At 41.1% G+C, this 22,555-nt stretch carries 29 protein-coding genes, 7 tRNA genes and 1 pseudogene; 4 read left to right on the top strand and 33 right to left on the bottom strand.

All coding sequences use genetic code 11. From position 1 onward, the window contains the following. Nucleotides 1-6: 6 nt before the first annotated feature. From NYE50_RS02675 to xis, 20 genes and pseudogenes are all read right to left on the bottom strand, one after another. Nucleotides 7-1,017 carry a bifunctional lytic transglycosylase/C40 family peptidase gene (locus tag NYE50_RS02675; protein ID WP_224988893.1) on the bottom strand — a complete coding sequence of 337 codons (1,011 nt, stop codon included), beginning with the start codon at nucleotides 1,015-1,017 and terminating at the stop codon, nucleotides 7-9. After that, entirely contained in the window at nucleotides 1,014-3,386 is a 2,373-nt protein-coding gene (locus tag NYE50_RS02670) for a CD3337/EF1877 family mobilome membrane protein (protein ID WP_224988895.1), read from the bottom strand. The genes NYE50_RS02675 and NYE50_RS02670 overlap by 4 nt, the downstream gene beginning before the upstream one ends. Before the next feature lie 10 nt (nucleotides 3,387-3,396). Further along, nucleotides 3,397-3,723 carry a YddF family protein gene (locus tag NYE50_RS02665; protein WP_159353834.1) on the bottom strand — a complete coding sequence of 109 codons (327 nt, stop codon included), beginning with the start codon at nucleotides 3,721-3,723 and terminating at the stop codon, nucleotides 3,397-3,399. A gap of 13 nt (nucleotides 3,724-3,736) precedes the next feature. Next, nucleotides 3,737-6,232 (bottom strand): ATP-binding protein, encoded by a 2,496-nt coding sequence (locus NYE50_RS02660; protein ID WP_159353833.1) that lies wholly within the window; start codon nucleotides 6,230-6,232, stop codon nucleotides 3,737-3,739. Continuing rightward, complete coding sequence (locus tag NYE50_RS02655; protein ID WP_039062660.1) at nucleotides 6,120-6,644, bottom strand: conjugal transfer protein; 525 nt, start codon at nucleotides 6,642-6,644, stop codon at nucleotides 6,120-6,122. The genes NYE50_RS02660 and NYE50_RS02655 overlap by 113 nt, the downstream gene beginning before the upstream one ends. 11 nt (nucleotides 6,645-6,655) lie before the next feature. After that, nucleotides 6,656-6,904, bottom strand: coding sequence for a hypothetical protein (locus tag NYE50_RS02650; protein ID WP_025649948.1), 249 nt, complete (start codon nucleotides 6,902-6,904; stop codon nucleotides 6,656-6,658). Between the two features lie 15 nt (nucleotides 6,905-6,919). Beyond that, nucleotides 6,920-7,984: a conjugal transfer protein gene (locus NYE50_RS02645; protein WP_159353832.1), complete on the bottom strand. Its 1,065-nt coding sequence runs from the start codon at nucleotides 7,982-7,984 to the stop codon at nucleotides 6,920-6,922. A gap of 158 nt (nucleotides 7,985-8,142) precedes the next feature. Beyond that, nucleotides 8,143-8,439 carry a hypothetical protein gene (locus NYE50_RS02640; protein WP_077391998.1) on the bottom strand — a complete coding sequence of 99 codons (297 nt, stop codon included), beginning with the start codon at nucleotides 8,437-8,439 and terminating at the stop codon, nucleotides 8,143-8,145. Between the two features lie 74 nt (nucleotides 8,440-8,513). Then, nucleotides 8,514-8,744, bottom strand: coding sequence for a hypothetical protein (locus NYE50_RS02635; protein ID WP_159353831.1), 231 nt, complete (start codon nucleotides 8,742-8,744; stop codon nucleotides 8,514-8,516). 63 nt (nucleotides 8,745-8,807) lie between these two features. Further along, a complete protein-coding gene (locus NYE50_RS02630) occupies nucleotides 8,808-9,080 on the bottom strand; it encodes a hypothetical protein (RefSeq protein ID WP_064107267.1) in 273 nt (90 codons plus the stop codon). 23 nt (nucleotides 9,081-9,103) lie between these two features. Then, nucleotides 9,104-9,358, bottom strand: coding sequence for a DUF3850 domain-containing protein (locus NYE50_RS02625; protein ID WP_061861735.1), 255 nt, complete (start codon nucleotides 9,356-9,358; stop codon nucleotides 9,104-9,106). A 21-nt stretch (nucleotides 9,359-9,379) separates the two neighbouring features. After that, nucleotides 9,380-9,652 carry a hypothetical protein gene (locus NYE50_RS02620; protein ID WP_224988897.1) on the bottom strand — a complete coding sequence of 91 codons (273 nt, stop codon included), beginning with the start codon at nucleotides 9,650-9,652 and terminating at the stop codon, nucleotides 9,380-9,382. Between the two features lie 2 nt (nucleotides 9,653-9,654). Continuing rightward, on the bottom strand, nucleotides 9,655-9,954 hold the full coding sequence (locus NYE50_RS02615) for a hypothetical protein (protein ID WP_159353830.1): 300 nt from the start codon (nucleotides 9,952-9,954) through the stop codon (nucleotides 9,655-9,657). 266 nt (nucleotides 9,955-10,220) lie between these two features. Then, a complete protein-coding gene (locus NYE50_RS02610) occupies nucleotides 10,221-11,276 on the bottom strand; it encodes a replication initiation factor domain-containing protein (RefSeq protein ID WP_159353829.1) in 1,056 nt (351 codons plus the stop codon). After that, entirely contained in the window at nucleotides 11,269-12,711 is a 1,443-nt protein-coding gene (locus tag NYE50_RS02605) for an ATP-binding protein (protein WP_159353828.1), read from the bottom strand. The genes NYE50_RS02610 and NYE50_RS02605 overlap by 8 nt, the downstream gene beginning before the upstream one ends. Before the next feature lie 35 nt (nucleotides 12,712-12,746). Beyond that, complete coding sequence (locus NYE50_RS02600; RefSeq protein WP_039062652.1) at nucleotides 12,747-13,115, bottom strand: YdcP family protein; 369 nt, start codon at nucleotides 13,113-13,115, stop codon at nucleotides 12,747-12,749. Between the two features lie 63 nt (nucleotides 13,116-13,178). Then, a pseudogene (locus NYE50_RS21905) lies at nucleotides 13,179-13,270 on the bottom strand (hypothetical protein); the annotation flags it as partial. 205 nt (nucleotides 13,271-13,475) lie between these two features. Continuing rightward, nucleotides 13,476-13,736 (bottom strand): hypothetical protein, encoded by a 261-nt coding sequence (locus NYE50_RS02595; RefSeq protein WP_159353827.1) that lies wholly within the window; start codon nucleotides 13,734-13,736, stop codon nucleotides 13,476-13,478. Nucleotides 13,737-13,786: 50 nt separating this feature from the next. After that, nucleotides 13,787-14,038 (bottom strand): hypothetical protein, encoded by a 252-nt coding sequence (locus NYE50_RS02590; protein WP_224988907.1) that lies wholly within the window; start codon nucleotides 14,036-14,038, stop codon nucleotides 13,787-13,789. Between the two features lie 4 nt (nucleotides 14,039-14,042). After that, on the bottom strand, nucleotides 14,043-14,234 hold the full coding sequence (gene xis, locus NYE50_RS02585; RefSeq protein WP_127070133.1) for an ICEBs1 excisionase: 192 nt from the start codon (nucleotides 14,232-14,234) through the stop codon (nucleotides 14,043-14,045). 279 nt (nucleotides 14,235-14,513) lie between these two features. Here xis and NYE50_RS02580 point away from each other — a divergent pair, with 279 nt between their 5' ends. From NYE50_RS02580 to NYE50_RS02570, 3 genes are read left to right on the top strand one after another with little or no spacing between them, the layout of a single operon-like run. After that, entirely contained in the window at nucleotides 14,514-14,906 is a 393-nt protein-coding gene (locus NYE50_RS02580) for a helix-turn-helix domain-containing protein (protein WP_025649960.1), read from the top strand. Continuing rightward, nucleotides 14,903-15,424 carry an ImmA/IrrE family metallo-endopeptidase gene (locus NYE50_RS02575; RefSeq protein WP_159353826.1) on the top strand — a complete coding sequence of 174 codons (522 nt, stop codon included), beginning with the start codon at nucleotides 14,903-14,905 and terminating at the stop codon, nucleotides 15,422-15,424. The genes NYE50_RS02580 and NYE50_RS02575 overlap by 4 nt, the downstream gene beginning before the upstream one ends. Nucleotides 15,425-15,436: 12 nt before the next feature. Continuing rightward, complete coding sequence (locus tag NYE50_RS02570) at nucleotides 15,437-16,543, top strand: tyrosine-type recombinase/integrase (protein WP_159353825.1); 1,107 nt, start codon at nucleotides 15,437-15,439, stop codon at nucleotides 16,541-16,543. A gap of 85 nt (nucleotides 16,544-16,628) precedes the next feature. Here the strand turns inward: NYE50_RS02570 and NYE50_RS02565 are convergent. The 8 genes from NYE50_RS02565 to NYE50_RS02530 form a co-directional block, all read right to left on the bottom strand. Beyond that, nucleotides 16,629-16,712: transfer RNA gene (locus tag NYE50_RS02565), tRNA-Leu, on the bottom strand. A gap of 62 nt (nucleotides 16,713-16,774) precedes the next feature. After that, nucleotides 16,775-16,856 (bottom strand) — tRNA-Leu (locus NYE50_RS02560). Between the two features lie 8 nt (nucleotides 16,857-16,864). Continuing rightward, nucleotides 16,865-16,940: transfer RNA gene (locus NYE50_RS02555), tRNA-Lys, on the bottom strand. A 33-nt stretch (nucleotides 16,941-16,973) separates the two neighbouring features. After that, a tRNA-Gln gene (locus NYE50_RS02550) sits at nucleotides 16,974-17,048 on the bottom strand. 11 nt (nucleotides 17,049-17,059) lie between these two features. Next, nucleotides 17,060-17,134 (bottom strand) — tRNA-Glu (locus NYE50_RS02545). Between the two features lie 19 nt (nucleotides 17,135-17,153). Beyond that, nucleotides 17,154-17,244: transfer RNA gene (locus NYE50_RS02540), tRNA-Ser, on the bottom strand. A gap of 3 nt (nucleotides 17,245-17,247) precedes the next feature. Beyond that, a tRNA-Asn gene (locus NYE50_RS02535) sits at nucleotides 17,248-17,322 on the bottom strand. Between the two features lie 135 nt (nucleotides 17,323-17,457). Continuing rightward, nucleotides 17,458-17,907 (bottom strand): SprT family protein, encoded by a 450-nt coding sequence (locus tag NYE50_RS02530; RefSeq protein ID WP_021495077.1) that lies wholly within the window; start codon nucleotides 17,905-17,907, stop codon nucleotides 17,458-17,460. A 99-nt stretch (nucleotides 17,908-18,006) separates the two neighbouring features. Here NYE50_RS02530 and cmpA point away from each other — a divergent pair, with 99 nt between their 5' ends. After that, nucleotides 18,007-18,120: a cortex morphogenetic protein CmpA gene (gene cmpA / locus NYE50_RS02525; protein WP_159353823.1), complete on the top strand. Its 114-nt coding sequence runs from the start codon at nucleotides 18,007-18,009 to the stop codon at nucleotides 18,118-18,120. Nucleotides 18,121-18,129: 9 nt separating this feature from the next. Here cmpA and NYE50_RS02520 read toward each other — a convergent pair whose 3' ends face one another. From NYE50_RS02520 to rsbV, 5 genes are all read right to left on the bottom strand, one after another. Beyond that, nucleotides 18,130-20,289, bottom strand: coding sequence for a Tex family protein (locus tag NYE50_RS02520; RefSeq protein WP_121984504.1), 2,160 nt, complete (start codon nucleotides 20,287-20,289; stop codon nucleotides 18,130-18,132). A gap of 72 nt (nucleotides 20,290-20,361) precedes the next feature. After that, the gene (locus tag NYE50_RS02515) at nucleotides 20,362-20,964 is read right to left on the bottom strand and encodes a PP2C family serine/threonine-protein phosphatase (RefSeq protein WP_128496463.1); all 603 of its coding nucleotides are present in this window, start codon (nucleotides 20,962-20,964) and stop codon (nucleotides 20,362-20,364) included. Beyond that, the gene (sigB, locus tag NYE50_RS02510) at nucleotides 20,964-21,752 is read right to left on the bottom strand and encodes an RNA polymerase sigma factor SigB (RefSeq protein ID WP_003156171.1); all 789 of its coding nucleotides are present in this window, start codon (nucleotides 21,750-21,752) and stop codon (nucleotides 20,964-20,966) included. The genes NYE50_RS02515 and sigB overlap by 1 nt, the downstream gene beginning before the upstream one ends. Then, nucleotides 21,718-22,200, bottom strand: coding sequence for an anti-sigma B factor RsbW (gene rsbW, locus NYE50_RS02505; RefSeq protein WP_007609591.1), 483 nt, complete (start codon nucleotides 22,198-22,200; stop codon nucleotides 21,718-21,720). The genes sigB and rsbW overlap by 35 nt, the downstream gene beginning before the upstream one ends. After that, nucleotides 22,197-22,526: an anti-sigma factor antagonist RsbV gene (gene rsbV, locus NYE50_RS02500; RefSeq protein WP_159353822.1), complete on the bottom strand. Its 330-nt coding sequence runs from the start codon at nucleotides 22,524-22,526 to the stop codon at nucleotides 22,197-22,199. The genes rsbW and rsbV overlap by 4 nt, the downstream gene beginning before the upstream one ends. Nucleotides 22,527-22,555: the final 29 nt, after the last annotated feature.

The raw sequence follows: 22,555 nt of genomic DNA, 5'->3' as shown, positions 1-22,555 counted from the left end.
CACTCCTTAAAATTTTATTCTCCCAAATGAAACCAGATGACTGCGCCAGTAGCCGGATTTTAGATCAGAATACTGAATACCGCTGTCATTCGAATTGAACATTCGACCTTCACCAACATAAATGCCGACATGAGTAATTGCCTTTCCTTCATATGTGCCGCCAAAGAACACGAGGTCACCCGGTACAGCCTGCTTTTCACTGATCTTTTTCGTTGCTCCGTGCTGTTCCTGTGCTGTTCGTGGGAGAGTGATGCCAGCTTTTGCATATGACCATTGAACAAGTCCCGAACAGTCGAATCCGCTTTTTGGGTTTGAACCGCCCCATACATATGGCTGTCCTTCATATTTCAGAGCTTCTTTCATAATGTTTTCATAGCCATCTATTGCGCCATCAACTGGCTTCACATCCTTATTAGAGCCTTTGAGATAGCGCATCACATGATCTACATAACTCGGATCACCGTAGCTTTTCCAGCCCATCTTAATGGCTTGAAGACGACTGAACTCTAAAGCCAGTTTTTTTGTGTATTTGCCCCCGTGCTTCTTTACATATCCGATAAAACCAGAGCCAAAGTTATACGATTGTAAAGCCAGCCGGACATCTCCGCCAGCTTCTTTAAACACTTTTTTAAAATGTTTGATACCGACTTCAATAGAATATTCCGGGTCTGTAATGGTATTTGGTGGCAATCCTATACTTTCAGAACTTTGCATAATATCTAAAGAACGCCCACCACTTTCCTGCATGGTGAGCGCCATAATCACATTTACTTGATCATATACGCCCTCTTGACGAGCGTATCTTTCAAACGCAAATCGGAAACGTTCAACCTCCGGGGCAATACCGATCGTCTCAAATTCCCCATCTCCGCCCCCAATTTCATCGTTTCCAATGTCATGTTCTCTCGAAATCAACATGACAGCAGCCACCCCCAAAAGAAAGAAGAGGATGACAGGAGTTGAACATATGAATATCCAAAGATATGTTTTCGGCTTCGGCTTACTTAAAACTGTCATGTCCTTTCATCCTCTCTTAATCTATCTATGCCTTTTGCTGATGAGCGACCCACAATATCATGCAGGGGAAGGGTCTCCACCTTATTCATCACTTTTGGACTGTTACGTTTCAGCGTCACAGGCTTTTCAGTGATCTTTTTCGGAACTTCACGATTTACGAATCGATTTTCACTGCTGGAAGAAACAGACTGTTTTTTCTCCATAGAAAAACCATCTGTTCGGACTTTTGAAGGTGTCTCAGATGGTCTTATAACTGGTTGATTCGGCTGTTTATTCTCCTGCTTAACAGTTGAATGCGGAGTGTGTTGTGTTTCTGTCTGAACCTCTTGATAAGCCGGAGAAACGTTCTCCCGTTGCATTTTTGCTACTTGATGACCATAACCCTTTGCCCGATGCTCTCTTTCACTCAATTGTTGTTGGTCTGTTCTTTCTTCTTCCGTCATCGCTTCTTGATATAAAGGTGCTCTTTTTATTTTTTCTTCTTCCTGCTGATGATGAAGATTTCCGTTTGTCTCAGGAGAAGCCACATCGTGATTCTCAACAAATTCCCTTTGGTCAGACCGGTCTTTTTCATCCCTCTTCTCTTGAAGCATTGGTGCACGCTTATAAGCTCCTTCCTGCTCTTCTTTCAAAACATCATCCATCATAGGAGCTTTAACACCTTCTCGCCGCCAGTCTCTTGTAAAAGAATTAAGCTGTTGTTTTTTCTGCAATTCACTCGGCGTTAATCTAGGCTCTTCTTTTCTCATGTTTTGCGGCTTTCTTTCAAGTGCTTTTCTCTCTTGGTCAAAAGACGGGGATAAAGATGCTTTTTCATTTTGTTGCGGCGTCCTCGAAATAGCTCCCTTGTTGAATCCAGTCACCATCCCCGGACTGCTTCCGCCTGCACTCGCTCCCTCAGGAGATGGCGATTCTTGATCTTCGAATCCGCCTTTTCCTTTTCTGTTGCCAAACACCTTTCCAATTTGCCCAATTGCCCCAGATAGTCTGCCTGCACCTTTTTTTGCGGCTTCCCAAGAAGGCTGTACATATTCCTTTCTCATGTTGTCTACCATGTTATTATCAACAGATACAACTTTTCCGGCAGTCACAAATTGAACAATCGAATCTCTTTTCTTAATTGCAATCCACATTATAGCCGCCAATACAACAGTATTTAACAGATACATTCCAAAACCGTTAGGAGGGATGAGTGTATCAACCATGAAACAGAGAACATATACAAAAAGTATTAAAATGCCCAACATTGCTTTTAAGAGATAAACGCTTCCCAAACGTCCTAAAGCAACAAAGCCCGACATAGCAAGTTGCGGGACATAGGCAATAATAAACGCAAACGGAAAAAAAAATACAATCGCTAAGGCGATAATCTGTAATAAGAAACTCAGAAACGCCAAACCAAGAAAAGGGATTCCAATCGCTATTGCCGCCCCAACAGCTATAAACGATTCCCCCAACTGGTTAAACACATTTCCTATTGTCATTGCGTCATTTTTATATTTATCCGATTCATATTCCTTTATATATTTCATCTTCTCTTTCTGTCCTTCATCAGACAATTTATAGGACAACAGCTTATCAACACGACTTAATTCTTCTTTGCTGTCTCCTTTCTCATTGATTTTAGCCGCACTTGTTTGGTCATAATTCACAATGAGATAGGGCTTTTTCAAGGCAATTTCAAAGTACACATTACGCATTACAGCGACTGTTCCTTCCATTTCCTTACCTTTCTCTATTTTTGAAGCATCAGCATAAATGCCCTCATTTTCTACTATTCCAATCAAACCGTTTCCTGCTTTCAACAGCTTCCCTTGTATCTCAACAGAAAGGGCATTCAATCCCTTCATGTAATAACCAGCGTTTGATACCCATAAGCCCCCAATAACTAATACAACAATAAAAAGAATGCTACGTCTCATAGCATCCTTCACACTTCCTCTTACAAAAAATAGATACACAACATAACCGCCTACAAAGATAAAAAGCGCTTCCCCAAAATTCTTTTTCAGCGATTTATATACCGTTTTTGATACATTCGTGATGCTGTCCGCAAATTTATCTATCGGCTTAAGGTTATACATGACATCCATACCCGCATCGACCACGCGAACGATATTTGCGGCAAAAGAGAATGTCACATTTGTCATCCCCACAAATGGTCCTTCAAGAAATTTATCAGATGCTTCATTATTCGCCTGATACCGGGAAATCGGAAATCGTTTCGACTCTAATTCAACGCCTCCCGACTTTTCAATTTTGGGCTGTGTAGTTGTGTCTCCATCCGCCGCAATGGTAGACACTGCTGTAATAATGGTGAGAAACAGCAAAATGACAGCTGACACTATAAGAATTTTTTTCTTTTTCATGTCGTTCCTCCTAATCTAGCCTTGTCAGTAAATAGAACTGATATTTTGCGTTCGCTAAATCCCTTTCGGTCAGCACCTTCCATTCAGGAAAACGATCATACAATTTAAAACAAATTGCTTTTTGATACTTCATGTGCCTGAACATTTTGCGATTATGCTCCACTCTGATTCCTAGCAGCGCTTGCATAAATAGAGCCGTTGACCTGTGCCCAATAAAGCTTTTATAGCGCCAACCGTAACACCCTAGTACATCATGAACTTCCTGTATCGTGATTTTGTCAGCCTTATAACAACCCGGGCTGGTCAGAACCAAAGAATTCAAGAGCGCAACCTCCATTTTTCCATCCCCTTTATAAATATTTTTCCTCGGCGTATGCGACAGCTTTTTTCTCAACTGTTTTCAATGCACCTTCCCATTCTTCAAACAGGCATTCAATTGATATTTTGGCAGTACGGCCATAATAATCTTTAAAGAGACATTGCCCCTGAAACATGGATTCCATCATTTTTAGATTCTCTTTTGTGACCTCCATGTTCATCCATTTCAACACGTCTTCACGTTCGTTCGGTTCATCAAAAGCGAAAGCAACACCAAAGTTACCGTTGTCCTCTTCTTTCAATGCGTCTTTTGTAGACTGTGAGATAAAATACTCAGCGTTATTATAAGAGCGACCTATACGCCGCATTTGACGTTCGACTTTTTTCCCTTGCTGGGAAGTGGTGAATATCCACGCTTCATCTATAAACTCAACTGTCTGTTCATCTTGATTCATTCCAAACAGCTCACAGAATTTACCGAGCGCAAACATAACCGCACTTGATTTTAATTGTGTGGTTGTATAATTCTCAAATCGCTCCGAGTGCTCCGGCAAATCCATATTTTCCACTTCTAAAATTGTGATTCTCTCTTCAAGTGATAGAGCCGGATTTGATCCATCATGAATACATAATTTCAGGATGGAGTCCGCCACAACTTCATTTAAATAATCGCCTGCTTTTCTCACGGCTTCTTCCGGATGATTCTGCATTTCCTTCACAATATGGAGGGAGCCAACTTGTTCCCCTTTTTGTTTCATCTCAATGAGATTTGATGTCGCACGTAGAAACGCCGTATTTACATCGTCTTTTCCTTTAAAATCATAGACTTGCTCAAAGATGACTTGAACGAGGTCTTTCGCTTTCATAGGCGGGAGGAAGGAAATCGGGTCTAATGCGCCCCAGTTTCCTTTATCTTCATGATCTAACGTAATATAGTTGTATTTTTCTAAATGAGCGATATACAGAGGGAACTTTTCTCTGATCTCTTGATCGTTTAAAACTCGGCGTATCCATTTCCTCATTTCTTTTTTCGGGTCAATATAAAGCGCCTTAACGTTCAGCATGCTGATATAATTAAAAATCAATTTTGCGAGATAAGACTTGCCGTTTCCTGTGTCTCCTGTAATCAGACAGTGAGGTGAACGTGTCTTCGACCCTTTTAACTGCTGATTTGCTAAGAATGGATGGAACAAGACAAAATCACGACTTGATAGAATGGCGCTTTCTAAATCGGTGTGCTCTATAAAGCGATCTACCCAAGCAAGAAAGAATCCTATTTTTGAACCTATATCAGAGTTAACAGCAAACAAACCTTCAGCCAGCCCATCTTGTGTTGTTTTTTGAATCCAGTTTTTATCCGTTATATCTAACTTTTCGCCGGGCAGCATCTTATAAAACAGTTTCAATTGATCCGCCACAGGAAGCCTGCATGTGATGCCTGCCCCTTTTAAATGACGCCTAACAATCGTAGCCTTTCGGGTACAGTCCTTTTTATCTTTGCCATGAACCACAATGACGGCCAGCCAGTTCATCAAGTACACTTCTTCTTTTTTTATTTCATCTTGCAGATGCCGCACCATCGTCGCACTGGTCACAGTTGAAACGTCACTGCGGTCACCTGTGCTATGCTGTTCACGCTGTTCCTCTTTCAATTGTTGCTTCTTGATATTTAAGGCTGGTTTAGTGATAGACTTCGATTCTGTCTGTGCCTTGATCTGTACTTCTACTGGAAACGGAAGAGCCTGCGCTTCATAAAACAAATCACTTTCAGACATATTGTGCAAAAATTCATCAACGACAACAAAAGAAGTGAAGCCTTCATCTTGATCACTATGGAGATGTAATACAGAAGGATTTGTAGGGTCAATAAGTGTATTCGTGATTGATCTGACGTTTCTAATCTCGCTTTCCTCTTCGATTCGATGCTTTAAGCCACGCACAAAATGATAACGATTCATGTACGTCATTTCCTGCTTCGTCAGCCGTTCGCCCCGAATGGACGCCATTACATTGGCTAATGTCTCTTCAACTTCTTCATACTTATAAAAAAAGGAGGTCGGAACATTTTGTTCCCACCCCAACATTTTGACGACTGTATCAGTCGCCGTATTGAACAATGACAATACATTGTCTTTCATTTCAACGCTGATGTTAACAAGGCTGTTTTTCAATTTAATGCCGAAGATAAAATCATACTTGGTAAGCCGCCCTAAACGTTGTTCCAAGAGTCTTACTGTTTCCTCATTGTAATAACGAGCCACATCCAAAGCATCTTCGGCAAGATCAGATTCTAAATCCTCAAATCGTTTTTCCAACTCATATTCACTTGGATACATCATTAAATGAAAGTCATCATATGAAGTAATTTCTTCGAATAAGTGTTTCCATTTTTGTTTGTAATTCTCGACTTTTTCTTTATTCTGCATTGGGATGGAACTGCTTTTTATGCGGTAATACGCCCAAACGTCTCCCGTTCTTGTCAACAACAGGTTGTTGTATATGGCTTTCATCGGTGTTCTTAATTTCATTCGATTTTCCCACCACCTCTACTAATTTTCGGAACTCAATTTGCTTTTCATTACTTAAATCCACCTTACGGTCATTACAAAACTTCTTTTCAGGAAGCTTAATCAGAAAATAGTATTTTGCAAAGTCAAAGAAATACAGATAGATGTTTTTTCCTTCCGGTTTAATTTTCGTTACAAGCATGGTTAACAATACCGGGGTACCAAAAATCACGATAAAGAATGTATTTTCAAAAGCGTGAGGGAAAATCATCCTCACGCCGTACCAAAAACCGAAGCATAGAGCCACAAAAATAAAGTAGTTGATTGCAGGTATCAACTCAATAGCAAACGGCAATGAAAAATTCTCGGTAAGCTGTTGAATTTTTTTCGGCTCCCGCATTGCCTTCCGATAATTAAAAACTAGACGCCCCACAATACCACTCCTTACAATTTGTTCATGAGTGCGTCAACCCAGCCGGAGAACTGCGACCAGTGACGAATAGTCCATGTAACAGCACTTCCGAGAACACAAGCCGCCACAATTCCGCCTATTTTCAATTTCACGAAGTGCTTAGCAGCCAAAGCCACGACAACAATCACAATAAACTGCGAGACAATGTCCAAAACCCAGCCTTTAACCCCGCTAAGAGTAGGGAGGCCAGCCCCCATAATCAAATGGTTGAATAAATCCATTTTGTTTTCCCCTTTCTAATTGTGTTTTAATTCATTCACATAAAATTGACCGCTTTTTTCTGTTAATTCGAGCGTAAAGCTTTCATTGACAGGTATCTCGTTTTCTTTTTCTTTAAATTGGACAGCACAAATAACCTCGAAACCTTTTTTCGTCCCGAAGACCTTAGCGCTTTTCACTTCACCGAATACAAGGCTTCCTTGAAGCGCTTCCGGCTTTTTCATCATATACACCATTTCCTCTTGTTTTTCAGAAGCATATTTTTCAAAGAAAGATGTAAGAAATGACTCAATCGCTTCCTTTTTATTTCCTGCGTATTCGTCCCTCGTTTCTTCCTTCTCAGAAGCTGATACACTGCCCTTTAAGTCGTATATCTCAGTGAAGTACGGGACAGCAGAGACAGCGAACGCATCGCCTTTATTGACTACAGGAATATTTAATAGCACTTGTTTTTCAGCTTTTTCATTTTCTGTAACTTTCTCCTTCACTTTCTTTTCCTTTTTCCCATCCTTTACTTTTTTCTCAACTTCTTTTTCTACCAGAAAGAGATTCGTATATGTCACTTTGTACTGAAAAAGCTTCCCTTTATCACCTTCTTTCACGTTATACAAGCTGTAATCATTTAGCTGACGATCACCCTTAAAGCCATCCATATCGAAGCGTTCGCCTTCTTCAAAGCTCGTTTGTGTCTGCTTCACCATGTAACTCTCAAGATTCTTTTTTCGTTCGTCAATGGCATCTTGATCATTTTTCACGTTGATATATTCATTGATGAAGCCTGACAGAAAATTTTCAGCCGCCGTTGTAGACATTTTCTGTTTTTCGCTTTCAGCAGGCTTACTGGATTGATTCCTTATATCATTCACAGCAGATCGAGTGTTAACAGACAACAAAACAGACATGAGACAAAAGAGAAGTAACGCTCCTACACACGTCCACAACGTCCCTGCGACCAATCGGGTACGATCTCGCGGCACTTTTATATTTGTTTTCTCAGGCCGACGGACTTGTTTTATTTTTTGGATAGCAGCCTTAAAAAATGATTCTTCTTTTTTCTCGTTTTCATTTTCCTTTTGAAGCATCTTTTCACCCCTTTAAGCTGTGCCTTTCTCACTTTCAGGCTGTTTTATTTTTCGGGATAGTCTTAATATAGAACGAGCGATTTTTTCATAATTCGGCTCATTTACATCTCCCACAAGGAACTTTACAGGCTTACCATTAATACTTTTCAAGACTTCCCTCATCTTAAAACCTCGCTTTCTATTTGCCTTGTACTCTCTAGGAAAGATAAAAAGGATGCTACACGAAGTAACACCCTTTTTATGGCTTGATTCTCTATATACACTTTTACACTTGTCATTCGTCCATCCGGTAGATACCTCGTTTTATAAAAGGTGTATCTGTACTCAGAAAAACCTTTGACCCTTTGACCTTCCACAACCAACATACAATCTCTGCTTAGACTCCTTACAAAAACCAACGACGGGATGCCTACGTTAAACCCCAAGCTCCTGAATTGATCGTCAACAGCAGACACATAACCACTCCTTCTATCATCGTCCTCCATTCTTTAAGTAGGTTGCTTCATAATCTTTTCTAATAACATGCGGGTCATACATAACAAATTTCATCCTCATATTCTTCCATGACTCGAAAATGAAAGTACAAATTCGCCACCATTTCGCCGCCATCATCCTTACGAACATGAACAATAATCATCTGTTCATAGTTAGTTGAAATTTCATCACTCAGCCTTTCTAAAACATCATCTAACAGATGACCATTTAGGTGTCGCTCCAATGTATCTATAAGAGTAGACTCATTAACAATTTTATAATTCATAAAGTCCTCCTCATTCCGAATAACCGATACCCTCGAATTGATCGTTAACAGTAGAAAAACTACTCACCCCTTATCCAAGTGAGCACTTTCAAATTCCACGTTTTTTTCTTCTGTTTCACCATCTTCATCTTCTAAGATGTTGAACATTACAAAAAGCTTCCTTGTGTAATTCTCCACAACGGTTAAGATTTCAACTAAAAATCGTTCAGCTTCTCTTGTGTAATAAATGACGTAGTCCTGCATTTTCTCTACTATACTTTCAGTATCATGCACACATCCAATTGCCTCCAATGCACTTTCCAAAGCCGCCCGATTGAGAAGATTGACATTATTCACCTTTATTCCTCCCCATGCATGAATTATTTGAATAAGACGCTATTATTTTCTCCTTCCTTAATTTTTTCGACCCTTAACACTATAAGACCAGGAGTCAAAGACTGACGCCTATCCAAAACAAGCACTTCTATGACTCGCTTCGTACACTCGCCCTTCCATTCATGAAGGCACAAAACATCTTTAGCCTTATAAATATTTTCGCTGACTGTAACCTCTGTAGCCCCTTTAGAAATAGCTTCAAACTCTTCCGGAAGTATCTTTAGATGATGAACGATCACGAAAGAACACATCCCTTCACTTTACTGCGCAACTGGTTTGGAATAGCCAATAACTTCAAATTGAACATCTTTTTCGTGCTGCTCTTCTAATTCATCTTCCTCGACAATCGAAAACACTGCATATACCTTCTGGTAAAAACCATTCACCTCAGCAGTCACCTGAACAATAAATGATTCTTCATGAGGAGCGACTTCTTTCATTTGTTCAACAATTTCATCAAACAAATCCAAATGACCAATTGACTCTAATTCCCTTTCCAGCAAAGCTGGATTAAGGAGATTAACGCCATTCATATTTATTCCTCCCTTAACGTTCTCTTAGAAAAGCGAGTATTAAAAAGTTCTCTACAATCATCAACGAGTTTCTCGATATAAGGTTTATCCAATATTTTAAGCTGATAATTGGTTAACTCCATAATTGCAAATGGCTTTTCAATATTTTGGGGGAACTCCTTTTTTAAGAAATTGTTAACGTCCTCCAAAGAACAGGCATTCAGAATAAAAACATGTTCATCAAGCACAATTAGAAAAACCCTCATTGGGTCAGCATATTTTCCTCCAGTAGAAGTAGCAAAATCAATAGATCCAATCGCCATTCAAAAACTTCTCCTTTCTTGGGCTTTGCCCAACCCCACCAACGGAAGCCCGTTGGATCGCTAATAATCTATCCCCCTATTCCCCCGAATCATCGGGGGACTCCCTCGCCGGTAGGCAGGAACAAACGGTTGTTTGTTCAATGCCAAGAGGGTTTTAGTGGCGCTGAATATGTCAACTCCTTATCCTCACTTCGTTCCGGTACCGTTGACACATACGTTTAATCGCATCACCTGTGTTTAAGAGCGATAGCAGTCTATTTAAAACGCTAAACGACCATGTCCGCCACTTCAGCAAGAAACACATCCAGCATCTTTTCTTGTTTGTCTGACAGCTCAGCTTCCATAATCATGTCCGAAAGATCATTGCGTCCCAAGTGTTGGTCAGCTTCCAGCACCATTTTCATGGTGGGGGAACATGAGTTTTTCAACCAGTTCCTTGTTTTTTGGTAAAAGTCTCTTTGCGGCTTCATGTAAAGTTGCAGTTTCCCTACATCACCTATAAAAGCTTGCCAAAAATCACTTGTTTCCCAGTATCGGCGTTCTCTTTCGTTCGGATCAACGAATTTCACATAGTTGTTAATAATCTGCAATGCGATATATGTCAAATCCTGTCGTTTAATCAGTTCTTTAATGGCTACTTGTGCTCGTTCGTTCTTCAAACGAATTTCATAGCGATTCCAGTCACCTAAATCCTCTAACGGAATATTGTATTTTTCAGCCTGTTCATGATTTTTTTCATAGAAACATAGATAAGCTTCTGATTTTTTTGAACCAAAGTATATTGTTGTTCCACCCATTTGACCATCCGAGAGATCAAAAGAACCGTTATAATCTGATTTTCTAAATCGTGAAATACATTCGCCCTTTTGGGCTTTTTTCAACAATTCCGGGATTGAAAAGTATGTTTTTTTATCGTCAATTGCCAGATCAAGGCGAGTAAATGAACCGCCATTCTGTATACAGTCTTGAAAGAAATCAAACCATGTTTTCTTCCGGCAATCTAAGAACGACTCAAATTGTCGACAGCCTTGACCCGATAACTCGACCAGAATACCTCTATTATCTCCGGGCGAAGAGTAAAAAACCTTGATGAAATCCAGTTCAAACGTTCCGACATATCCGTAAAAGCCGTTCGGCTTTTCTGTCATGAAATCTTTGTTCAAGTGAAGAATATTCTCGATAATGTGGTCAACATCATGAGTTTTGAAAGTCACACGAATGTAATCAACCATTGATACTAAAGGATTTTCAACATTCTCTTTTTCTTCTTTTAACATTACTACCCCCCTGTTAGCGTGGGGGGGGTTTTGTAGTTCACTCACTCGCTTCGCTCCTTCGCTCACCGCTGGCCGTCTGGTCGCTTACGCTGCCGCTGGCGACTGCCGTCGCCTGCGCTCCCGTGACTCCAACCAGCGATTCTTTAATAGATGACATGAAATCATACCCTTTCGGCACAATTGGACTATAAAACTCTAAAACCGAACCTGTGCCTACATTGGCATATCCTCGCCCCGTCACTTTTTTATTCACAAATGCTTTATCCACATCACCAAACATCATTCCGTACCCTGTGTCAGACATCAAGCCTAACGACACACGGAAACTAAACTGATCTCGTATCCCGTCCGCTAGATATTTTGCATCCGGGCGCTGTGCCCCTAAAACAAGAAAATAACCAGCTTGTCGACCCAACATAACCAATTGTTTCATGTAGGATAAGGCTTCATTCCTTTCTTTCATATCCAACAAATCCATAAATGCCACGTATTCATCAAAGAAGATAAAAACAGGTTTTAGCCCTAAATAGGCATAGTTTTCACCCGTCTTATAATTGGGCATTTTCTTCATTTCATCCATTCGCTCCATCATGCCATCAACCGACTTTCTCAGACACATAAGGATGCCATTTTTCTGCGAATAGACTCTTTTAGGGAGCACCTCTTCCAAGTCGGCTAAATCGGCATTTTTCGGGTCTAAGATTTTCACATCTGCCCCAAGCCCTACACACGCTTTTATGATCGTTAACATGAAATAGGTTTTCCCTCCGCCTGTACCACCAGAAATAAGCATATGCGGCAACTTGTCAAACTTCCATGACACATGTTTCATCAACGGCAAAACACCATCTTTCGCCACTGCGTCATCTATTGAAATTCGATTTTTCTTCACATCATAAAGCAGTTTGAAGCAGACAAAGCCTTCTTCCATTTCTTTATCCACCAGGTCACAAAATAAGCCGTTCTCCAAATCCTTTCCCAAGTCTAGGAAGCGATTCTGAAAACGGCTCATATCCATAGCTATACGGATATAAATGTGATTGTTTTTGACTTGATAATACATTCTTGGAAAGTAAGTGATTTTTTCTTTAGCAGCCGTATCATTCGAAAACAGCTTTTTCACCTGAACGCTTTCCTTTTCATAAAATTTATTCGAAAAAATCATCCTCGTAATTTTTTGCCTGTGATACAGCTTTTTATACGCATCATAAAACAGAAAATAAGCCATAACAGCAAACGCCGCCACAGCCAAAAAAGAACACAGTACACTTTTGATCATCAGAGGTACATTCCACTCAAAATGCTTTACAGTTTCCATAACATCCAAGTGAATCAACTGATCTTTCCAGAAGATGAACATAGATAACAAAAAAACAGGCACAAAAATAATTGCGCCTGCCAGTTTTACGTTATTCCTCATATAAGGACGTATACGTTTGCCCCTATACTTCCAAACACGGTTCCGTAATAAATTAATCATATACATCACCCGTTTTACGGCTTATAGGGAGCTTTTTACTTCTTATCATTGCCACTGGTTGCCGCCGCAGGTTTTACAGAAGAACCGCCTTTAATAAGAATATCCTCAACCTCAACTGTCCAGTTTACGTTTGCGAAATTTCCATTCGCTCTTGCTCCGGCTGAAATTTTAGGATTTTTCAATTCAACATCTTGAAAGAAGCCATATTCCTTTAATTCAACATAAGCCGGTACAGTTACCTCAATTTGCCCACCTTGAACGCTTGATCCTAAATTATAAATACGTGACTCAAGGGTATCCGTTCTTTTCCCATCCACATAGGCATAACGCTCACGGTTCAACCCCAAGAATTTCAGCTCACCAAAAGTCATTTTTTCGTCAGGTACAATAAAGTTAAAGTTCATTTTTTTACATCTCCATTCCGTTATTTTTATTCGGTTAGTTAAATTTCAATTTTATATTTACAGATTCGCTCCGGTACTGTCTCCATCGTGGCGCTTGTCAGTCGCTAACGGGAAATTCCTTCATGGCGACCTAGTAGGCTATTTATAGCCATCAGGCTGATTACAGCCATGCCGCACGCTTATTCTAGCCTGCTACAGCATTTAAAGTGATTGCTGTTCATCACTCAAATACTCACGCATGACATTTCCATAAAGTTGCCGTATAATAAAGGTGTCTAATCTTTTACACGGCGTTCTTGATGATCATTCGTCAAGGCGCTTTTTTTGTCTATATGTAGTTTTCAAAGAGCAGCATCCTTTCTACCGACATTTTTCGTACAATGCATCATTGTACAAGGTGAACACTCGGCTATCTTTCTTACCTGTTGGCTCAACCGACCATATACACCACCAATGCCATCCTTTAAGCTGTTTTGATACTTCCACATTGGCTAAATCATAAGTTGGTGCTTCCACTACATAAGTTTCCGAAATTGCATAATCGGCAAAATGTTCGAAATTCTTATCAGCTTCCAAGGCTTCAAGGTCCATGACAATCGTTGCATTCACTTTTACTTTCATCGCATTCCCCCTTTCAATTTTTCCAACAATACCGATAGTGGTATATGACTTCACACTATACGTTTTTGTTGAAGTGCAGAAAGGTCTTTTCTGCCGATACCGTAATTTTTACAAATCCGGCGATATGAAACGCCTTTTTTAAGCAGCACCTGAATATTATTCGATGAAAGTGGCCTATTCAAAAGATGCTTTATAATAACTTGATTTAGCGCCAGTTTCATTCTCACCGACCAATGACCTTCCATCTGCCTAGCCAACGGTACAGCATCCCTCATGAATGAATTTGTTTGCCTTAAACTCATATTATCAGCCCGTTTTACTTTCATTACTTTCATAAAAGTAACGTTTTTCAAATATCTGTTTATTAACTCTCCCCCGAATGACCTTATAACCTTCTCTTAACATTTCAGCATTCAGTTGACGAATAATTTCATATGATTTGGCTTGTTTAACCCCTAGAATATCTTGAATATCCTTAGCAGTTAAAAACTGTTTCATATATTTTCTCCTTTCCTAATCAACTTTTCGTGGTTAATTTCATTATAAATCAACGTTACGTGTTCGTCAATGAAAAAATCAACTTTTTGTGTATTTTTTTATCATTTAACGTAAATAATAATGATTAAGTTAACGTTTAGTTGACTTGTATAACAAGAATAAAACAACGTAAAGTTGATGTCAATATTATATATCAACTTTTCGTTAACTAAAATGAAAAAATCCACTTATAGTGGTATCATTCTTTTCATAATCAACTTTTCGTGGAGTGAAAACAATATGACATTAGGTCAAAGACTAAAAATATGTAGAGAAAACTTAGGTTGGAATCAACAGCAAGCTGCTAATAAAATCGGAATATCCAAAAACACATTATCTAATTATGAAAGAGATTACAGAGACCCCGATACATCCACTTTGAAAAAGATAAGTGACGTTTACAATGTAACAACAGATTATTTATTAGGAAAAGAACAGGTGAACCAAAACAAAGAATCTAATGACAATAATCTGCTTAACAAAACAATTAACGAAGCCATCCAAGAATTAAAGGATGAAGATACACTCCTTTTTATGAATAACGGTGAATTCGATGAAGAAACTGCTTTATTAATTAAGAAAGCATTAAAAAACGGAATTAAATTCATAGACGAGTTAAAAAAGAAAGAGTGATTATCATTTATACAAGTAGAAGAATAAAACATAAATCGTTAGCTGTAATAAAAGAATATGGCACAAATAACGTTTATCAAATATGTGAATCTTTGGGTATTTACATCTTAAAAAATAATCTAGGACAAGCAAATGGATTTCTTCAATTTGATGAACCCACAAATCAATATCTAATTCATATCAATGAAAATTTAAAATACGAACACTTTGTAATTGCCCACGAGTTAGGGCATTATTACCTACACAAAAATCTCAATACTTTTAAGATTCTGAACTGTTCAAGTGCCCTGAAAGATAAACTTGAACATCAAGCAAATCTTTTTGCCTCAGAACTGTTACTCACAGACAGAATGATTCATGATGCCATCCCCATCATTAGAGAATTCACTCAAGAGCAAGTGGCGTCTTATTTTGAAGTGCCTTTATCTGCGGTTGTCGATTATAAATTCGCGCAGCCCGGCAACACCCTGAACAGTGTATTCAATTTCTGGAATAACCAGCTTAAAGCGTTTGGGTAAGGAGAGATAGTAATGCCGATCAAAAAAACAAAGAGTGGAAAATATAAAGTAGATGTAAGTTTAGGTAATGATCCTATAACTGGAAAAAGAATAAGAAAAAGACCAACTGCCCCAACAAAAAAGGATGCCCTTACATTAGAGGCCAACTTTAGAAGTAAACACGCATCAAAAGACTGGATAAGAAATAAAAAAATCAGTTTTCCAGAATTAATAGAGTTGTACTTAGATGAATGTAAAACTTCAAGTAAACCGGGTTATCATAGTGTACAGTTATACACAATCAACAAACATATACGAGATTATTTTGAACATGCAGATATCAAAAGAATTACACACAATGAGATCATTGAATTCAGAAAACATCTTATTGAAAAAAAATTGAGTAACAAGTCAGTAAATAACCTTTTAGCTACATTGAGCCAATTATTTGAAAAAGCAATAAATGAAGATGTGATAAAAGGAAACCCTTGTGGCAAAGTAAAGAGATTACCTCTAAACCATAAAAAAATGAAGTTTTGGAGACCTGAAGAATTCAAAAAATTTATCAGTTTCATTCCTGACGATCAACTATTGTTTAAAACATTTTATACAACAGCTTACCTGACAGGATTAAGATGCGGCGAAATGTTAGCTTTGCAATGGAACGATATAGACCCCTACATAATGGAACTGGATATTCGAAAGTCAGCCACTCTTATAAAAGGTGAATTTATTGTTACTAAACCAAAAACAAGGAATGGCTTCCGGCGCATAAGTATAAACCAAAAATTATTACAGCTATTAGAACATTGGAAACGACACCAAAAAGAATTATTCAAATCATTGATGATTCCTCATTCAGAAAACACTTATGTATTTCAATATAAGGATACACCATCATCAAAGGATATTTTCAGCCGAAAGATAAAATATTTTTGCAGAGACACCGACCTAGAACCAATCAGATTACATGATTTTCGACACTCACATGTTGCTCTTTTAATAAATCAAGGTGAAGACTACATCACAATAAAAGAACGTCTAGGTCACGCTTCTGTGAAAACAACGATTGACGTATATGGCCATTTATATCCTAACAAACAGAAAGAGATGGCTGACAAATTAGACGACTTACTATAAGTTAGTGGACACTTTTGGTCACAAAACACATTTTTTTAAAAGAAATAAAAAATACCAAGGGCGTCAAAACCCTTGGTATCATTGATGCGGCCGAGAGGACTTGAACCTCCACGGGTTATTCACCCACTAGGCCCTCAACCTAGCGCGTCTGCCATTCCGCCACGACCGCGTGTTATGAAGCTGTTTTTCCACTAAGCATGTAAGCTAGTGATCAGCACTTTGAAAAGAAAGTGCGGGTGAAGGGACTCGAACCCCCACGTCGTAAGACACTAGATCCTAAGTCTAGCGCGTCTGCCAATTCCGCCACACCCGCGTGACAAGTGGTGAGCCATGAAGGACTCGAACCTTCGACCCTCTGATTAAAAGTCAGATGCTCTACCAACTGAGCTAATGGCTCGCTCTAAAAGTGATTCAAAAATTTTAAATAAAATGGCTGGGCTAGCTGGATTCGAACCAACGCATGACGGAGTCAAAGTCCGTTGCCTTACCGCTTGGCTATAGCCCAACGAAGGTAAATGGTGACCCGTACGGGATTCGAACCCGTGTTACCGCCGTGAAAGGGCGGTGTCTTAACCGCTTGACCAACGGGCCGTCTGGTTGAGAACTTATCTGGCGGAGAAGGAGGGATTTGAACCCTCGCGCCGCTTACGCGACCTACACCCTTAGCAGGGGCGCCTCTTCAGCCACTTGAGTACTTCTCCATATGGCTCCACAGGCAGGATTCGAACCTGCGACCGATCGGTTAACAGCCGATAGCTCTACCACTGAGCTACTGTGGAATAATCAGACTTTCTTTATTATAAATGATGCGGCATATTGTGTCAAGAAGCAACATTTATTTTTTTAAGAAAGTGTCATTGTCTCTCAACGACTTTTATAATTTAACATAGAACATTAAAATGAGTCAAGCCTTTTTAAAAAATTCTTTTGATTTTTCCTCTGCACTTTCCGCAGGCATATCTTTCCGGGTTCATTGCCCGCTTCTTTATATACTGTTGGCCGCAAGCCGCGCATCTATACATATATGTTTTCTTTTGTGGCTTTTTGGTTTGCAGCGGCGTGCAGAATCTCGGCGCTCCGACTTTCTGAAGCAGGTCTCTGAAGTCTTTGTCTCTGTGCTTGTACCCTTTTCCCTCAAGATGAAGATGATAATGGCACAGCTCGTGTTTGATGATTCCTACCAGCTCGCTCTGCCCGTGTTCGATCAGATATTTGCGGTTTAATTCGATGTTATGGGAAGACAGCATGTACCGGCCGCCTGTCGTTTTCAGCCGGTCATTGAAGAAGGCTCTGTGACGGAACGGCTTTCCGAAATCTTGTGCAGAGATGTCTTCCGTCAGCTTTTGAAGTTGTTCGTTATCCATAAGTGCACCCCGCTTTAAAAACATTGAACGGGACAATTCACCGTTCGCATACAATGAGTTAAAACCGACCTCTAACTAAAAGCTGAGGAGGAATGAGCCATGCCGAATTGGCTGATGAAACAAATGCAAAAAGCGTTTTTAAAAAAGGACAATTACCAAATCAAACTGCTGAATCAGTGCTGGTATTTCTACAGAAAAAAACACTGCTCGTAAGCAGTGCTTTTATTTTACCATAGACAGCGACACTCTGCCTTTTTGCACGTCCACCCCTTCGACCCATACGGTGACGATGTCTCCGACCGATACGACGTCGAGAGGATGTTTGACGAATTGATTGCTCAGTTTTGAAATGTGCACAAGCCCGTCCTGTTTGACGCCGATATCGACGAAAGCGCCGAAGTCTACAACGTTGCGGACGGTGCCCTGCAATTCCATTCCTTCCTTTAAATCCTCAAGCTGCAGAACGTCTTTTTTCAGCAAAGGCTTCGGCACTTCGTCACGAGGATCTCGCTCCGGCCTTGTCAGCTGCCCGCAAATATCCGTAAGTGTAATTTCCCCTATACCGAGCTCTTCAGCCGTTTCAGACAGCGGCAGTGCGCTTATTTTCTCTTTTACGTCCGCGCTTCCGATCTGATTCGCAGTGAGCTGCAGTTTTTTGAGCAGCGCCTTTGTCTCTTTATAGCTTTCCGGGTGTATCCCGGTGCGGTCGAGCGGCTCCGGTCCTCCGGGCACTCTCAAAAAGCCGATGCACTGTTCATATGTTTTTGCGCCGAGACGCGGGATTTCTTTCAGCTCTTTGCGGTTTGTGAATTTGCCGAGCTCTTCCCTTTTTTTAACGATATTGCCGGCAACGGTTTTGGATAACCCGGCTACATATTGAAGAAGCGCGGCTGATGCTGTATTGACATTCACCCCGACTTGGTTGACGACGGTCTCTACGACAAAACGGAGTGATTCATTTAAATGCTTTTGGCTCACATCATGCTGGTATTGCCCGACGCCGACGGATTTAGGATCGATTTTTACAAGCTCGGCCAGCGGGTCTTGCAACCTCCGCGCGATGGAGACGGCGCTGCGCTCTTCGACCTGAAAATCCGGAAATTCTTCACGGGCGATTTCTGACGCGGAATACACGCTTGCTCCGGCCTCATTGACGATGACATAATAAATGTCACGCTCTGTTTCTTTCAGCACATCAACGACGAATTGCTCTGTCTCCCGTGATGCCGTGCCGTTTCCGATCGCCACAACCTCGACTTCGTACCGGTCCAGCAATTCTTTGATTTTTTTCCGGGCTTCCGCTGTCTTTTTTACGGGAGCGTGCGGGTAAATGACGTCGATTTTCAGCACTTTTCCCGTCTCATCAACAACTGCCAGTTTGCACCCCGTACGGAAGGCCGGATCGACGCCGAGCACGACTTTTCCCTTCATCGGCGGCTGCAGCAGGAGCTTACGCAGGTTTTCAGCGAAAATATGAATCGCCTGCGCGTCTGCTTTTTCTGACAGCTCTTTGCGGATATCGCGCTCAATAGCCGGCTGGATCAGACGTTTGTAACTGTCCTCAATGGCTTCTTTCAGCGTTTCTTTCACAGGCGTTTCACGGTGTTTGATGATTTGCTTTTCTAAATAAGTTTTTATCTGATCGGCGGGCGGTTCGATCGCAATCTTTAAAATTCCTTCTTTTTCACCGCGGTTCATCGCAAGCACTCTGTGTGGAACGACCTTTTGGATCGGCTCTTCGTACTCGTAGTACATTTCATAGACGTTTTTCTCGTCATCTGCGGCTGACTTGCCTGCCGCGGAAGTGAGAATTCCTTTTTTATACGTTTCCTGGCGAATCCACTTTCTGAAATGAGGATCATCCGAGATTTGTTCGGCTATGATGTGCTTCGCGCCTTCAATGGCTTCCTCTCTTGAAGCGACTTCTTTTTCTGCACTGATATATTGATCAGCGATGTCGGGAAGGCGGTTTTCTTTCGGGAGAGAAAGAATATAGTCCGCAAGCGGTTCAAGGCCTTTGCTTTTGGCGACGGTGGCTTTTGTTTTCCGTTTTTGTTTGAAGGGACGATATAAATCCTCGACTTCCTGAAGCTTGACCGCTTGTTCGATTTTTTGCTTCAGCCCTTCCGTCAGCTTGTCCTGCTCAGAGATCAATCTGATGACTTCTTCTTTCCGCTGCGTCAGGTTTTGTATGTATTGCCACCGCTCGGAGATTGCCTGAATCTGCACCTCGTCCATTGAGCCGGTCTGCTCTTTTCGGTACCGCGCAATAAACGGGACGGTATTGCCGTCTTCCAGCAGGCGGATGACACTTTCGACATGTTTTTGGGATAACGCTGTTTCTTCAGCAATTTGTTTTTTCAAAAGGGCTAACGTTTCCATATCACAAAAGCCTCCATCTCTTCATTCTTTCTCTAGTGTATCAAAAAACGGCGGAACATAAAAAAAGCAGCCTTACGATAAAAGCTGCCCTAGAATATAGGTCAAATCATCACGTCTGGATGTTGTGTACGGATGAAGTGATTTTGATATATCTTCTATTGAGTGTCCCTGCTTTAAGTAGGTGCGGATATGCGGGACCTCAAGCCCATCCGTGTAGATGATGAACCTCGCCCCTTTTTCGTATGATGACGTATACGTTTTGTATCTTTGCGGTTTGCCTGAGAGGTAACCCGAAATCGGCAGCGGATGAAAGACTTCGCCTGATGGGGAGTGCAGGAAGAAACGGACATTGCCGATCGAGCAGTATGTCAATTCCCTTTTGATGAAATTGATTTTTAAGATGGAGGCAGTCGCCCCTCTTTTGTTTTTCATCGCTTGATTGCAGCGCTCAATGATGCTTTCCACATCCTCATCCGCATACGTTTCCACGATGTCTTTAATGGCTGACGAGGATTCGTTGGCAAGAGATCCGCTGCCGAGACCGTCCGCTACCGCGCAAACTAATTCTTCTTCATTCGCCTTCATAAAAAAGCTGTCGCCGCATATGGACTTGCCTTCTTTATTTAATTGGTATACAAGAGTTTGAACATGTTCATTTTCTTCAACCTGAATCATTACATTAGCTCCATGGAGGGATCTCCAATCAAGGCCTCTCTCAGTTTTTTCACCGCTTTCCGCTGCAGGCGCGAGACGTGCATTTGAGATATTCCGAGAATGTCCCCTGTTTCTTTTTGGCTTTTATTTTGCACAAATGTTAGATCGATAATCTGTTTTTCGCGGTCGGACAGCACATGAAGCACGCTTTTGATCATCATCTGCTGGTTGACGCGTTCGTATCCTTCCTCCTGCGAACCGACGATATCTAAAATCGTGACGGTGCTTCCGTCCGCATCCGCTTCGATGCTGTGATCGACAGAAAGCGCCTGATAGCTTTTTCCCATCTCCATCGTTTCAAGCACTTCCTCTTCTGACACATCGAGAAAGGCTGCGATTTCTTCGACTTTCGGCGACCGCTGCGTCTCTGTCGTCAGCTGATCCACCGCCATTTTAATGCGCGGCCCGAGTTCTTTAATCCGTCTCGGAACGTGTACGCTCCATGTTTTATCTCTGAGGAAGCGTTTGATCTCGCCGATGATGGTCGGAATCGCAAATGCTTCAAAGGATTTGCCGACCTCGGGATCATACCGTTTAATGGCTCCGAGAAGTCCGATCATTCCGACCTGGCGGAGGTCTTCGTGAAAGCTTTTTCCTTTTGAATATTTCTTTGCCAGCATTTCGACGAGATTGGTATACACCTCGACGAGTGTTTCCTGGGCTTCTTTATTATCATGTGTTTGAAAGTCGCGTATGAGCCGATCAACTTCATCTTTAGTTAGTTTCGTAGTTTTTGATGGTTGTGCCATGATCAACTCGCTCCCCATTTAAATACTTTGTCATCGCCACGGTTACGCCAGAGTTGCTTTGAACTTTGACTTCATCCATGAGCGTTTCCATTAAATACAGACCGAGCCCTCCTTCTGACAATTGATCGACTGTGTGCGAAGGTGTGTACGGCCCGAGATCCTGCTGCTTCTGATCAAAATCAAAGCTGTCTCCCTGATCGGCGACAATGACCTCCAGCCGATCCTCAAACACACCGAACCGCACGGATACTTCTCCCTTATTTTCATCGTTGTATGCATGCTGGACAGCGTTTGTACAAGCTTCGCTGACAGCGATTTTTAAATCTTCAATGTCATCATAGGTATAGCCCATTCTGCTTGCGACCCCTGATAACGTAAGCCTGACGATTCCTACATATTCCGGTTCGGCCGGAATTTTCATCTCTATATAATCAACTGATGTACTCATTGCACGCCACCTTCTGACTTTGCCGAAATGTCGATGATGTCCTTAAGCCCCGTAATTTCAAACAGACGGACGAGCCGGTCGGAAAGATTCTCAAGCTTCAGAGAGCCGCCTTCCTTGCTCACCGTTTTAAACACGCCTACAAAAACGCCTAAACCCGTACTGTCCATATAGTTTACATCTTTTAAGCAGATTCTCATGTCCTTCCCCTCGTTTGCCAGGGGCATCAGCTTTTCACGAACCACCGGAGCTGAGTATACATCGATTTCTCCAGCGATATTGATTTGTATATCTGAAAGATTCTCCTTTATATCTACCGTTAAATTCATCGTATCACCTCTGAAAGTTATCCTTACTC

This window comes from Bacillus sp. EU55 (assembly GCF_038005925.1).
Lineage (GTDB): Bacteria > Bacillota > Bacilli > Bacillales > Bacillaceae > Bacillus > Bacillus velezensis.
This window is presented reverse-complemented; position numbering and strand designations above follow the sequence as displayed.

Bases quoted from the DNA above. Each gene is read 5' to 3' on its own strand.
- NYE50_RS02675 (WP_224988893.1), bottom strand. From the start codon at position 1,017: ATGACAGTTTTAAGTAAGCCGAAGCCGAAAACATATCTTTGGATATTC.
- NYE50_RS02670 (WP_224988895.1), bottom strand. From the start codon at position 3,386: ATGAAAAAGAAAAAAATTCTTATAGTGTCAGCTGTCATTTTGCTGTTT.
- NYE50_RS02665 (WP_159353834.1), bottom strand. From the start codon at position 3,723: ATGGAGGTTGCGCTCTTGAATTCTTTGGTTCTGACCAGCCCGGGTTGT.
- NYE50_RS02660 (WP_159353833.1), bottom strand. From the start codon at position 6,232: ATGAAATTAAGAACACCGATGAAAGCCATATACAACAACCTGTTGTTG.
- NYE50_RS02650 (WP_025649948.1), bottom strand. From the start codon at position 6,904: ATGGATTTATTCAACCATTTGATTATGGGGGCTGGCCTCCCTACTCTT.
- NYE50_RS02645 (WP_159353832.1), bottom strand. From the start codon at position 7,984: ATGCTTCAAAAGGAAAATGAAAACGAGAAAAAAGAAGAATCATTTTTT.
- NYE50_RS02635 (WP_159353831.1), bottom strand. From the start codon at position 8,744: ATGAATTATAAAATTGTTAATGAGTCTACTCTTATAGATACATTGGAG.
- NYE50_RS02620 (WP_224988897.1), bottom strand. From the start codon at position 9,652: ATGAATGGCGTTAATCTCCTTAATCCAGCTTTGCTGGAAAGGGAATTA.
- NYE50_RS02615 (WP_159353830.1), bottom strand. From the start codon at position 9,954: ATGGCGATTGGATCTATTGATTTTGCTACTTCTACTGGAGGAAAATAT.
- NYE50_RS02605 (WP_159353828.1), bottom strand. From the start codon at position 12,711: ATGATTAATTTATTACGGAACCGTGTTTGGAAGTATAGGGGCAAACGT.
- NYE50_RS02600 (WP_039062652.1), bottom strand. From the start codon at position 13,115: ATGAACTTTAACTTTATTGTACCTGACGAAAAAATGACTTTTGGTGAG.
- NYE50_RS02595 (WP_159353827.1), bottom strand. From the start codon at position 13,736: ATGAAAGTAAAAGTGAATGCAACGATTGTCATGGACCTTGAAGCCTTG.
- NYE50_RS02590 (WP_224988907.1), bottom strand. From the start codon at position 14,038: ATGAGTTTAAGGCAAACAAATTCATTCATGAGGGATGCTGTACCGTTG.
- xis (WP_127070133.1), bottom strand. From the start codon at position 14,234: ATGAAACAGTTTTTAACTGCTAAGGATATTCAAGATATTCTAGGGGTT.
- NYE50_RS02580 (WP_025649960.1), top strand. From the start codon at position 14,514: ATGACATTAGGTCAAAGACTAAAAATATGTAGAGAAAACTTAGGTTGG.
- NYE50_RS02570 (WP_159353825.1), top strand. From the start codon at position 15,437: ATGCCGATCAAAAAAACAAAGAGTGGAAAATATAAAGTAGATGTAAGT.
- NYE50_RS02530 (WP_021495077.1), bottom strand. From the start codon at position 17,907: ATGGATAACGAACAACTTCAAAAGCTGACGGAAGACATCTCTGCACAA.
- cmpA (WP_159353823.1), top strand. From the start codon at position 18,007: ATGCCGAATTGGCTGATGAAACAAATGCAAAAAGCGTTTTTAAAAAAG.
- NYE50_RS02520 (WP_121984504.1), bottom strand. From the start codon at position 20,289: ATGGAAACGTTAGCCCTTTTGAAAAAACAAATTGCTGAAGAAACAGCG.
- NYE50_RS02515 (WP_128496463.1), bottom strand. From the start codon at position 20,964: ATGATTCAGGTTGAAGAAAATGAACATGTTCAAACTCTTGTATACCAA.
- sigB (WP_003156171.1), bottom strand. From the start codon at position 21,752: ATGGCACAACCATCAAAAACTACGAAACTAACTAAAGATGAAGTTGAT.
- rsbW (WP_007609591.1), bottom strand. From the start codon at position 22,200: ATGAGTACATCAGTTGATTATATAGAGATGAAAATTCCGGCCGAACCG.
- rsbV (WP_159353822.1), bottom strand. From the start codon at position 22,526: ATGAATTTAACGGTAGATATAAAGGAGAATCTTTCAGATATACAAATC.